The organism is Hominiventricola aquisgranensis (assembly GCF_040096225.1).
Lineage (GTDB): Bacteria > Bacillota > Clostridia > Lachnospirales > Lachnospiraceae > Hominiventricola > Hominiventricola aquisgranensis.
Window position 1 is genome coordinate 1 of sequence record NZ_JBBMFC010000025.1, and the last position, 12,197, is coordinate 12,197.

The following is a 12,197-nucleotide window of genomic DNA, read 5'->3' on the forward strand; positions in this document are numbered from 1 at the left end:
TTACTGAATAAAATAAACGCAAGAGAAAAGTGGTGCCTGGCCTAACGGTCAAACACCACTTTGTCTACAGTCTGAGAACCGCACTGTATTGTGCGGTTCTCTTTTTCAAAAAAATAAACAGAGGTGGAGATTATGCGGCAACACACAAGAGGAATTGCCTGTATGCTGTTTTCAGCAGCCAGTTTTTCGCTTATGAATGTATGCGTTCACATGGCAGGAGATCTTCCGGCTATGCAGAAAAGTTTTTTTCGGAACCTTATTGCACTTGGAGTTTCACTATCGCTGATCTTATGGAAAAGAACCCCTCTTCGGATTCCGAAAGGACAGTTCAGACACTTGTTTTCCAGAAGTTTTTTTGGAACCATAGGAGTTGTCTGCAATTACTATTCAGTTGACCATATGCTTCTTTCAGATGCCACAATGCTTAACAAAATGTCGCCTTTTTTCTCCGCATTATTTGCAGTCTGGATATTAAAAGAAAAGATTACATGGGTGCATGTATCTTTCCTGGGAGTGGCTCTTGCTGGCTGCGCATTTATCTTAAAACCAGGAGTAGAAGGTTTGTTGTCGTCGGCTGCAATCGTTGCCTTGATGGGGGGATTATGTGCAGGAATCGCATATACAGAAGTGAGAAAGCTTGGAACCGGAGGCGTTGATAAGAACTGGATCATTTTATTTTTCTCTGCATTTTCCTGTATTTGTGCATTGCCATTTCTTGTTTTTGATTATGCTCCTATGACAGCCAGTCAGCTACTATTTTTGATCTTAGCTGGTCTGACAGCAACAGGAGGACAGTTTGGTGTGACAGCAGCCTATTGTTATGTGGCAGCAGCAGAAATATCTATCTATGATTATTCACAGATTATTTTTGCAGCACTGTTTGGATATTTATTTTTTGCACAGATCCCGGATCTGTATAGCGTAGTGGGATATATCATTGTATGTGCAGCTGCGATTGGAATGGCCATGTACAGTGAAAAAAGAAATCAGAAAATAGAACAGGATGGGAGAGAGATAAGATGAGTGTAAGTGTTTTCGAAATCGTCGGACCGATCATGATCGGTCCATCAAGTTCACATACAGCAGGAATGGCAAGAATAGGAATGATGACACATCGGATCGTTGGAGAGAACCCAGTGGATATTCATCTGGATCTCAGTCCAAAGATGAGGACAACTTATTCAGGACATCGGACAGATGCGGCATTATTTGGTGGAGTGATCGGGTTGACCGAAAGTGATCCGGATATCCGGCGGGCCATTGACCTGGCGCATGAGAGAGGGGTAAAGACATCGGTTGGTTTTCTGGAAAGTGGAAAATATCCGGAAAATACGGCTCTCCTGACTGTGAAGTGTGAAAATGGAGAGACTGTAAAGGTATTAGGTACGTCGGTTGGCGGTGGAAGTATTGCCATATCCGAAGTAGATGGTGTGAAAATGAATGTCAATGCAGATGCATGGCATCTTGTAATATGGAGTTCCTCTGAAATCCCGTCTGATATGTGGGAAGGATCCGTATCTGTACAGGTGGGAAAGAATGAGAGGGAATATATTTCTTGTATTTCTTTTGCAGATCAGCCGGATACGGAGCTCACTGAAAAAATCGCAGGGCTTTTGCAGGTCAGAAGAATGAAAACTGTGGCTCCGGTACTGCCGTATGGTATGACACGAATCTCCGAGAAGCTCTGCAGCTCCTGTGAGGAGGTCTGCAAAAAAGCGGCTGAAAAAGCATGCTCACTTACAGAGATTGCGATTGAATATGAGATGAAGCGATCTGGACATACCAGAGAGCAGATTCGTGAGCAGATGAAAAAGCATCTTGAACAGATAAAGAAATCTGTGGTCGAAGGAGAAAAAGGAAATCAAATGTTATACGGTCTGACATCTGGTCATGATGGTCCGAGGATGCTCAAGGCGATCGAAGATGGGAAGACCGTGTCTGGAGGAATTGTTCCAAAGGCGGTTGCAAGAGCTCTGGGAGTTATGGAATATAATGGTGCGATGGGATGCATTGTTGCAGCACCGACTGCAGGCTCTTCAGGTATCGTGCCTGGTTCGATGGTCACGGTACAGCAGGAATATGGTTTTTCTGATGAAAAGATTGAGGATGCTCTTTTTGTTGCAAGTCTCATGGGAGTTGTGATGGAAAACAGAGATGTATCTTTTTCAGGATCCGTGGGTGGATGTCAGGGAGAAGTGGGAGTGTCCAGTGCGATCACAGCAGCGGCAATTGCCAGTCTTTTCACAGATGATCCAGAGGCGATCACTCATGCGATGGCAATCTGTCTGAAAAATCTTCTTGGCCTGGTATGCGATCCGATTGCAGGGCCGATCGAAGTCCCCTGTATCAAGAGAAATGCGGTCGGTGTAGCCAATGCGTTCACGTCAGCAGATATGGCATTGGCGGGAATCCGCAGTTATATTCCGCCTGATGAAGTGATCGATGCACTGGTAGACGTGGAGAAGAGACTTCCTTCTGAATTGAGATGTGCGACAACAGGCGGTCTGGCATGTACAGCGACGGCTTGCAGACTCAGAGAAAAGCTGGAAAAAAAGAGCAATAAAAAATAAACAGAAACTTTGCAGTAACCAAAAAGGCATGTATAATGGAGGTAGACAGAAGAAATTATAATTTGGAGGACATCTCATTTGAAGACAATAAAAAGACTTTCCTTGTCAGAACAGGTTGTGCGTTCAATCGTGCAGTATGTTCAGGAAAATAATCTGCAGCCGGGAGATCAGCTTCCTACAGAAAATGAATTTGCAGAGAGCTTTGGTGTCAGTCGGACAAGTGTACGAGAGGCGATCAAAGCGCTTGGAATCAACGGAATGTTAAAATCAGTTCCAGGAAGGGGAACATTCCTGCAGCCACAGGCAGCAACGTTACATCTGGAGGATAATGGATTACTTCAGATGGAAGCGAAGACAAGCATCACGGAACTCATGGAAGTAAGAGCACCGCTGGAGGTGAAAGCTACAGAGCTTGCAGTGGAACGCTGCAGTGAAGAAGATATCCAGGTACTGGAAGAAATCTGCAAGAATTATCGGGCTGCAGTTGAAAACAATCAGGATCAGGCAAAGTGGGGAAAAAAATTTCACAGACAGATCGCTGAGATGAGTGGCAATGCCATGCTCAATACGGTATTACAGAGTCTTGCACATATGACAGATACCTACAGAAAAAATATGGCAGATGAAGACCGGGAAGTTGGATATTATGTGGAAAGCCATATGATCATTATAGAAGCTTTTAAGCGTAGAGATGTGCTTGCTGCAGCAGCAGAGATGGATCGCCATATGCAGAGAACACTGATCGGTCTTACAGAGATGGTTGCAGAAGATAATGCTACAAAATTTATCTATAAGCAGCCGAAGAAAAAATAGGAACAAGAGGAAAAGCAATGGAATTCAGACCCTGTATTGATATACACAATGGTAAGGTGAAGCAGATCGTAGGTGGAAGTCTGCGGGATGAAGGCAGTCAGGCAAGAGAAAATTTTGTGTCTGAACAGGATGCAGCATTTTATGCGGAACTTTACCAGAGGCAGGGCATCCACGGTGGTCATGTGATCCTGTTGAACAAAGAAGGAACAGAATACTTTGAGACTACCAGACAGCAGGCGCTGTCAGCACTTCGGGCTTATCCGGGTGGTTTACAGATCGGCGGAGGAATCCGGGATGATAATGCAGCCGACTATCTGAATGCAGGAGCCAGCGCTGTAATCGTGACTTCTTATGTGTTCAGGGATGGGCAGATGAACTGGGAAAATCTGAAGAAACTGGAAGCGGCAGTGGGGGCAGATCATCTGGTTCTCGATGTAAGCTGCAGAAGAAAAGGGGACGATTATTATATTGTCACAGACCGCTGGCAGAAGTTTACGGATGTGGTGCTGACACCTTCTGTACTGGACGAGCTTGCGGATCATTGTGCAGAATTTCTGGTTCATGCGGTGGATGTGGAAGGAAAGGCAAGAGGCATTGAGGAACCGCTGGTTCGTATGCTTGGAAGCTGGGATGGAATCCCTGTGACTTATGCAGGCGGTGTAGGAAGCTTTGATGATCTGCGGAAGCTCAAGGAGCTTGGACAGAACAGACTGAATGTGACGATCGGCAGTGCACTGGACTTATTCGGCGGTCCTATGAATTATGAAGAGACTGTGAAATTCATTGCGAAATAATGTGAAGAATGGTATAATCTAGGTAACAACTTAGTAAAGGAGTGATTTTATGCGTTACATCATTAGCGGCAAAAATCTGGACATTACCGAGGGCCTTCGTTCGGCGGTAACTGACAAGCTTGGAAAGCTGGAGAGGTATTTTACTCCTGATACCGAAGTTCATGTGACTTTGAGTGTGGAAAAGGAACGTCAGAAGATTGAGGTTACGATTCCAGTCAAAGGAAATATTATCCGTTCTGAACAGTCCAGCACAGACATGTATGTATCTATTGACCTGGTTGAAGAAGTCATCGAGCGTCAGCTCCGCAAGTATAAGAACAAACTTGTGGCAAGACAGCAGGGTGGCGGCAACTTCCAGAAAGAGTTCCTTGAGAAAGAGGCAGATGATCAGGAAGTTAATATCATCCGTACCAAGAAGTTTGATATCAAGCCCATGTATCCTGAAGATGCATGTATCCAGATGGAACTTCTGGGACATAACTTTTTCGCATTTGTCAACGCAGAGACCGATGATATCTGTGTGGTTTATAAGAGAAAAGGCGGAACCTACGGTATTATGGAGCCGGACAAGTAGATGATATGGATCCCCGGAGAGCGATAACAATATCCCCGTTCTCCGGGGATTTTTTGCGTTTCAAAATAATATCGGATTCCAAACATGAATTGAGAAAAACACTTATATAAGGTATAATGGAAATCAGAGGTTCTATTCAGTGAAGAATACAGAAGAAGTGACAGAGGAATGAGAGACATGGGATGTGTATATTTTGTAAGACATGGGCAGACCATCTGGAATGTAGAAAATAAGATCTGCGGAGCGACAGATATTGCGTTGACGAAGACTGGTCATGAGCAAGCTATCGAGACAGGAAAGAAAATACTGGAAGAAGGCATACGGGCAGATGAGATCCTGTATTCACCATTGATCAGGGCGAGGGATACAGCACTTCATATTTCGGAGATCACAGGGATTCCGGCAAGAGAAGAACCACGGCTGACGGAGCAGAATTTTGGAAGCTACGAATCCACACCAAGAGATGGAAAAGATTTCCTGCGGGACAAAGCGCAGTTTGTGATCCGATATCATGGTGGAGAATCTATGCTTCATCTGGCACAGCGGATCTATAATCTCCTGGATGAAGTGACAGCCTCAGAGAAGACATACATTCTGGTGGCACACAATGGAATCTCCCGGGTGGTGCATTCGTATTTTTACGAGATGACCAATGAAGAATTTGCAGCATTTGGTGTAAAAAACTGTTCGATCACAAAATATGAGTTTTGATAAAGGAGGAAGTGACAGTATGACAAGGGCAGAGTTACAGGAACGGTTTGAGTTCCGCAATGTGAGGGCGGAAGAAGCGGATCAGACCATTGTAATCGAGAATATTTGTTTTCCGCCGAATGAAGCCTGTTCACCAAAATCTATGACAGAGCGAGCTTCACAGGCACAGGAGACATTTCTGGTGGCAGTCGATAAGGAGACTGGTAAGATCGCAGGATTTCTGAATGGAATCGCCACCGATGAGGAAGTATTCCGGGATGAATTCTTTACAGATATCAGGCTTCACAATATAAAAGGGAAAAATATTATGATACTTGGACTGGATGTTCTGCCAGAGTATCGCGGACAGGGACTGGCCCGGGAGATCATGGAGCGGTATCTGAAACGGGAGAAGGAGTGCGGACGCAGGCGTGTGGTACTTACCTGTCTGGATGAGAAGGTAAAGATGTATGAGAAAATGGGCTACAAAGATCTTGGAATCTCCGGTTCTGTATGGGGCGGGGAAAAGTGGCACGATATGGAGTATTTACTGTGATATAGTTGTCATGTCGGTTGACAAGACAGACTGTGAGTGTTATTTTATTAGATAACAGACGAAAGAAGGAAGTTATTATGGAGATTATGCCTCATCTGCAGATCAGAGATGATCTGGGAGTTCATTATGCGATACTGCCGGGAGATCCGGCGCGGGTAGACCGAATCGCAGAACAGTTGACGGATGTGGAGGAACTGGCGTACAACAGAGAGTTCAAGAGTATCCGCGGACTTTATAAAGGAGTTCCTGTGCTGGCAGTGTCCACGGGAATTGGCGGACCGTCTGCCTGTATAGCGGTGGAAGAGCTGGCAAGAGTCGGAGTGACGCATATGATCCGGATCGGAAGCGGCGGCGCACTGCAGCCCGGCATACATCTGGGAGATCTGGTGATGGTGCAGGGAGCAGTCAGAAGTGACGGTGCATCGAAGATGTATATAGACCCTGTTTATCCGGCGGTGCCAGACTTTGATCTGCTGACCGCCTGCGTAACAGCTGCTCGTCAGGAGCAGCTGCCGTATCACGTAGGACTGTGCAGAAGTCATGACAGTTTTTATACGGATCAGGAAGAAGAGATGCGGACAAAATGGACAAAAAGTGGTATAATGGTCTCAGACATGGAGACGGCAGCCCTGTTCGTTGTGGGCCGGCTCCGCGGTGTTCATACAGCTTCCATTTTAAATACCGTTGTGGAGTACAAAGATGATCTGGAACAGAACATCAACAACTACGCAGACGGTGCATCCAGAACCATGCAGGGAGAGTGGGATGAGATCCATACTGCACTGGAGGCCTGTTACATTGTATCTTCAGCGGAATAACCGCTGCACAAGAGAAAGGGGACTTTGTTATGAAAAACGTATTCAAAACCAAATTAAGTACCGCAAGTCTGGTATTGATTCCGGCATGTATCGGCATCAACTACCTTGGTAAACTCTTTGCTTCCGTACTGAAGCTGCCGCTGTGGCTTGACTCCATCGGAACCTGTATCGGAGGCGCTCTTGGAGGACCGATCATCGGTGCGATCTGTGGTGCGGCCAACAATCTGATCTATGGATTTACTACTGGTGATTCCATCACTCTGGTATATGCGCTGACCAGCCTTGGTATTGGTCTTGCAGTTGGTATCATGGCCCGTCTTGGAAATATGGAGAAGATCAGCGGTGCCCTGATCACTTCTGTGATCGCAGGTCTGGTAGCTGTATGTATTTCCACACCTCTGAATGTGATCTTCTGGGGTGGTACTACCGGAAATGTATGGGGCGATGCAGTATTCGCAGCAACTCAGGCTTCCAATATGCCGGTTCTCTTAGGTTCCTTCCTGGATGAAGTCGTTGTGGATGTGCCGGATAAGATCATTACGATCCTGGTGGTATATGCAATCCTCAAAGGACTTCCGAAGAAGCTGACGGCTCTTTATGATGTGAATGACAGTGTCGAGAGTCTTGACTAAAAACGAATAATAATAGGAGCGATTCCATGAAAAGTATCAGCCTGTATGTGGACAAAGATACCTATCTGACCAGAATGCATCCCTTTACCAAACTGTGCTACATATTTACAGCGATTGTGGCATCTCTTGTGGCGGGTAAACTGTGGGCATTCGCAGCTTTCATCGGAATCAGTCTTGTAATGCTGATCAGTGGAAAAATCATTCGCAAGGTTTTTCCACTGATTGCGTTTTCATTTACAATTCTGATCACCATATTTTTGATCCACGGATTATTTAATCATGAAAATGCCACGCTGCTCTTTGCAGCCGGTCCATTAAAATTTTATCAGGAAGGAATGTTGTATGCTCTGCGTATCAGCTTGAATGTGCTGAACATGCTGCTGGCATTTGCGGTATTTGTCCTGACCACTCGTCCAGTTGAGCTGGTGGAAGATCTGGAGAGGATCGGATTCTCGCCGAAGATTGGATATGTGGTCAGCTCTGTATTCCAGATTGTCCCTCAGATGAGCGGAACCATGAACACTATTATGGATGCACAGAGAAGCCGTGGTCTTGAGACAGAAGGCTCTCTGCTGACCCGGGCAAAATCCTTTCTGCCACTGATCTCACCGGTGGTTATGAGTTCTCTGATCAATACCAGAGAGCGTGCAATTGCACTGGAGATCCGTGGTTTTGAGGCCGGACAGAAGAAGACCTATCTGCGGGAAGATAAGATGAAGAATTCGGACCGGATCTGGTGCGTGATCCTGCTGCTTCTGATCATTGCGTCGATTGCGATCCGGATCTTGTTATAGAAAGTGCTGGGGTGATAAGATGGCGTATATCAAAGTAGAAAATCTCAAATACCGTTATCCAAATACCAAGAAACTGGCACTGGATGATCTGAATTTTGAAATTGAAAAGGGCTCCTTCATCGGAATTGCGGGAGCGAACGGAGCTGGAAAGAGTACGCTCTGTCAGGCATTTAACGGACTGGTGCCAGGTTTCTTCAAAGGAGCATATGGCGGACGCGTGATTATTGACGGGGAAGAAACTGCAAAAGTACCTGTATCCAGACTTTGCCAGAAAGTCGGGCTGGTATTTCAGAACCCGTTTAATCAGCTGTCTGGTGCCAAGGAGACCGTGTTTGAAGAGATTGCTTTTGGTCTTCAGAACTTCGGAGTTCCGGCAGATGAGATGATCAAAAGAGTCAATGAAGTAATGGAGCTTCTTGATATTGCAGAATATAAGCGGAGAAATCCTTTTGATCTGTCAGGAGGACAGATGCAGAGAGTAGCACTGGCAGGTATTCTTGCCATGAAACCAGATGTGATCGTATTGGACGAGCCTACTTCGCAGCTGGATCCAGCTGGAAGTGAAGAGGTGTTTGCAGCGGTTGACAAGCTGGCAAAATCCGGTATCACGATCATTATGGTGGAGCAGAAGCTGGAGAAGCTGGCAGAGTACTGTGATAAGATCCTGTTGCTTCATGAAGGACATCAGATCGCATTTGATACACCGGATAAGATATTTTCAAGAGATGACCTGAAATCCTGTGGAGTGAACCCACCGGCTTACACAAGAATATGTCAGACATTCGGGATCAGAAAAGCCAATGGCTGTTATCCTGCGTCTCTGAAGGATACATTGGCGCAAAAAGATCAGTTTCCGCAGGAAGAGATATTTGGAAAAGCCTGCACAGAGGAGATCGAAGAGCTGGATCAGAGAGTCAGTGGCAAAGAAGTCTTCCGCATGGAACATCTGAACTTTGAGTATCTGGAAAATACGCCGGTGCTGAAAGATTTGAATCTGCTGCTGGACGGGCGTTCCACTGCTATTATCGGACAGAATGGAGCTGGTAAGACGACGCTGGTCAAACTGTTGAAAGGACTCTTGAAGCCGGTGAGCGGTAATGTGTATTATGGTGGGGAAGATATTGCCGGTAAGACAGTTGCCATGCTGGCTGGTGAAGTAGGATATGTGTTCCAGAATCCTGATGATCAGATTTTCAAATATCACGTGATCGATGAAGTAATGTTTGGACCATTAAATATTGGTATGAGTGCGGAAGAAGCGAAGAACCATGCGATTGCCGCACTTACAGAAGTGGGACTGGAAAAGCTGGTAAATGAAAATCCTTATGACCTGGAACTGTCCGAACGCAAACTGGTTGCGATTGCATCGGTGCTGGCCATGGATACCAAAGTGCTGATCCTTGACGAGCCAACGATCGCGCAGGACTGGAATGGTCGGAAGATCCTTCAGCAGATTATCCGCAATCTTCGGAAACAGGGCAAGATGGTGCTTTCTATTCTTCATGATATGGATTTTGTGGCAGAGAATTTTGAGCGTGTGATCGTCATGGCCCATGGAAAAGTGCTGGCTGACGGCACAAAGGAGATGATCTTTGCACAGAGCGAAGTGCTTAAGGAAGCGCGGATCGACCAGCCTTATCTGACCAGGCTGTGTAGTATGCTGGGCTATGAAAAACTGTATTTTACGTTGAAGGAATAATATTTTAGCATTACGCTTGACTAACCTGCATAGTATGAAGTAAGATACCCATACAACTAAGAAATCATTCTCTTTGCACTGCATTACATTCAAACAGGATGCGAGATCAACAGTACAAACTGAGCAGGCGATGGCAGCGGAGATTATCAGGTAACAGGCAGATTTCCGTATTTAGCATAGGCCGGGCTGCATAAGCGGCAGCGGATATGGATCACACAAACATATCTGCGGGACAGTGTATGTTCCGCAGGTATGTTTTTTTGTTATAATGCAAAGCCATATGAACGGGTTTGGCATTCCATTACGAAAAGAACAGCGGATAAGATCGCACTACGCGAACAATGTATGTGACATAAGAAGAACCTGAGATGAAAGTTTAAGGAGGTCCTGGTTATGGAACACACAGAAAACAAAAAACAAGAATCCATGGACAATAATCAGATTGCAATGAAAGTATCAGCTGTAAGCATTGCAATAAATCTGATTTTGTCGGTCTTGAAGCTGATTGCCGGAATCGTTGCGCATTCCGGAGCCATGGTGTCCGATGCGATTCATTCTGCATCGGATGTAGGAAGCACACTGATCGTGATCGTGGGAGTACGTCTTTCAGGAAAACAGTCAGATCAGGAGCACCCATATGGACATGAGCGGATGGAATGTGTCTCGTCTATCATTCTATCTGGTCTTTTGCTGGCCACAGGAATTGGTATTGGAATCAGCGGTCTGGAGAATATCGTAAAAAGTACATCAGGAAAAGCGATCGAGATACCGGGAATGCTGGCACTGATCGCAGCAGTTGTTTCCATTGTTGTGAAGGAGTGGATGTTCTGGTATACAAGAGGAGCAGCTAAGAAGATCAATTCCGGTGCTCTGATGGCAGATGCGTGGCATCATCGTTCGGACGCTATGTCTTCAGTAGGAGCGTTTGTCGGTATCTTTGGAGCAAGGATGGGATATCCCATTCTGGATCCAATTGCCAGTGTGGTGATCTGTCTTTTGATCGGGAAAGCATCGATTGATATATTCAGAGATGCAGTGGACAAAATGGTGGATCGTTCCTGCGACAGACAGACAGAGGAATCTATTCGGAGAACGGTGTTGTCAGTAGAAGGCGTGAAAAGGGTTGATCTTTTACAGACCAGGTTGTTTGGCTCAAAAATCTATGTGGATCTGGAGATTGCAGCAGACGGAACACAGACATTGGATGAAGCTCATCAGATTGCAGAGCATGTACATCATGCGATTGAGCATACTTTTCCGGATGTTAAGCATTGTATGGTACATGTGAATCCGGCAGAATAGATGATGACAGGTTTGACGGAAAAAACTATCCGCCAGACCTGTTTTTTTGTTATACTGTATCTGTTCAGAATCATGCGAATGTGGTTCTGAACAGTTCAGGCAAGGAGTAGTCAGAATGGCAAATGTGATAGAGATTACAGATTTTACTGCACCGGAGCTGGATGTATATGCCAGATTATCAGAGGGGCAGCTTTTGAATCGGGCGGAGCCGGAGAAGGGAATGTTCATTGCAGAAAGTCCGAGGGTTATTGAACGGGCACTGGATGCAGGTTGTGTACCGGTATCATTCCTGTCGGAGGACCGTCATATTGAAAAAGAAGCAAAAGAGATCCTGGAGAGGTGTGGGGAGATTCCGGCTTATGTGGCATCCTTTGATGTTCTGACGCAGCTAACTGGATATAAGCTGACCAGAGGCATGCTCTGTGCCATGTATCGTCCAAGGCTTCGGACACCGGAGGAAGTGTGTCAGGGAGCACGCAGAATTGCGGTGCTGGAGAGCGTGGTCAATCCTACCAACGTGGGGGCTATCTTCCGCTCAGCTGCAGCACTTAATATGGATGGCATTCTGTTGACATCAGACTGCAGTGATCCGCTGTATCGAAGGTCTTTGCGGGTCAGCATGGGGACGGCATTTCAGATTCCATGGACTTATTTTGATAAGCAGATCACATGGCCGATGGAAGGACAGGCATTTTTAAAAGAGCAGGGCTTTCAGACGGTTGCCATGGCACTTCGGGATGACACGGTCAACATTGATGACCCGGGACTTCACAAGGAAGAAAAATTGGCGATCGTGCTGGGAACTGAGGGAGAAGGGCTGACGTCACAGACCATTGCCAGCTGCGATTATACGGTAAAGATCCCCATGAGCCATGGGGTGGATTCTTTGAATGTGGCAGCAGCCAGTGCAGTAGCCTTCTGGGAACTTGGGAAAATTTAAAAGGGAGTAAATTGA

The 12,197-nt window shown here is 46.0% G+C and carries 13 protein-coding genes and 1 riboswitch; all 13 genes read left to right on the plus strand.

Annotated elements, in window-relative coordinates; translation table 11 throughout:
* Positions 1 to 132 precede the first annotated feature (132 nt).
* A complete protein-coding gene (locus WMO62_RS12705; protein ID WP_349144865.1) occupies positions 133 to 1,023 on the plus strand; it encodes a DMT family transporter in 891 nt (296 codons plus the stop codon).
* Positions 1,020 to 2,570 carry an L-serine ammonia-lyase, iron-sulfur-dependent, subunit alpha gene (gene sdaAA, locus WMO62_RS12710; RefSeq protein WP_349144866.1) on the plus strand — a complete coding sequence of 517 codons (1,551 nt, stop codon included), beginning with the start codon at positions 1,020 to 1,022 and terminating at the stop codon, positions 2,568 to 2,570. The genes WMO62_RS12705 and sdaAA overlap by 4 nt, the downstream gene beginning before the upstream one ends.
* 78 nt (positions 2,571 to 2,648) lie before the next feature.
* Complete coding sequence (locus tag WMO62_RS12715; RefSeq protein ID WP_349144867.1) at positions 2,649 to 3,383, plus strand: FadR/GntR family transcriptional regulator; 735 nt, start codon at positions 2,649 to 2,651, stop codon at positions 3,381 to 3,383.
* 17 nt (positions 3,384 to 3,400) lie between these two features.
* The gene (hisA, locus tag WMO62_RS12720; protein ID WP_349144868.1) at positions 3,401 to 4,177 is read left to right on the plus strand and encodes a phosphoribosylformimino-5-aminoimidazole carboxamide ribotide isomerase; all 777 of its coding nucleotides are present in this window, start codon (positions 3,401 to 3,403) and stop codon (positions 4,175 to 4,177) included.
* 49 nt (positions 4,178 to 4,226) lie between these two features.
* A complete protein-coding gene (hpf, locus tag WMO62_RS12725; protein ID WP_117499659.1) occupies positions 4,227 to 4,751 on the plus strand; it encodes a ribosome hibernation-promoting factor, HPF/YfiA family in 525 nt (174 codons plus the stop codon).
* A 177-nt stretch (positions 4,752 to 4,928) separates the two neighbouring features.
* A complete protein-coding gene (locus WMO62_RS12730) occupies positions 4,929 to 5,462 on the plus strand; it encodes a histidine phosphatase family protein (protein WP_349144869.1) in 534 nt (177 codons plus the stop codon).
* A gap of 19 nt (positions 5,463 to 5,481) precedes the next feature.
* Positions 5,482 to 5,997, plus strand: coding sequence for a GNAT family N-acetyltransferase (locus tag WMO62_RS12735; protein WP_118717181.1), 516 nt, complete (start codon positions 5,482 to 5,484; stop codon positions 5,995 to 5,997).
* 74 nt (positions 5,998 to 6,071) lie between these two features.
* Positions 6,072 to 6,815 carry a nucleoside phosphorylase gene (locus WMO62_RS12740; RefSeq protein WP_435390499.1) on the plus strand — a complete coding sequence of 248 codons (744 nt, stop codon included), beginning with the start codon at positions 6,072 to 6,074 and terminating at the stop codon, positions 6,813 to 6,815.
* A 29-nt stretch (positions 6,816 to 6,844) separates the two neighbouring features.
* Positions 6,845 to 7,447: an ECF transporter S component gene (locus tag WMO62_RS12745; RefSeq protein ID WP_118438550.1), complete on the plus strand. Its 603-nt coding sequence runs from the start codon at positions 6,845 to 6,847 to the stop codon at positions 7,445 to 7,447.
* 26 nt (positions 7,448 to 7,473) lie between these two features.
* On the plus strand, positions 7,474 to 8,241 hold the full coding sequence (locus tag WMO62_RS12750; protein WP_349144871.1) for an energy-coupling factor transporter transmembrane component T family protein: 768 nt from the start codon (positions 7,474 to 7,476) through the stop codon (positions 8,239 to 8,241).
* A 19-nt stretch (positions 8,242 to 8,260) separates the two neighbouring features.
* Positions 8,261 to 9,940, plus strand: coding sequence for an ABC transporter ATP-binding protein (locus tag WMO62_RS12755; protein ID WP_349144872.1), 1,680 nt, complete (start codon positions 8,261 to 8,263; stop codon positions 9,938 to 9,940).
* A gap of 109 nt (positions 9,941 to 10,049) precedes the next feature.
* Positions 10,050 to 10,178: riboswitch (NiCo riboswitch) on the plus strand.
* Positions 10,179 to 10,333: 155 nt separating this feature from the next.
* Positions 10,334 to 11,242 (plus strand): cation diffusion facilitator family transporter, encoded by a 909-nt coding sequence (locus tag WMO62_RS12760; RefSeq protein WP_117499652.1) that lies wholly within the window; start codon positions 10,334 to 10,336, stop codon positions 11,240 to 11,242.
* A gap of 115 nt (positions 11,243 to 11,357) precedes the next feature.
* Positions 11,358 to 12,182, plus strand: coding sequence for a TrmH family RNA methyltransferase (locus WMO62_RS12765; RefSeq protein ID WP_118510799.1), 825 nt, complete (start codon positions 11,358 to 11,360; stop codon positions 12,180 to 12,182).
* The last annotated feature ends 15 nt before the right edge of the window (positions 12,183 to 12,197 follow it).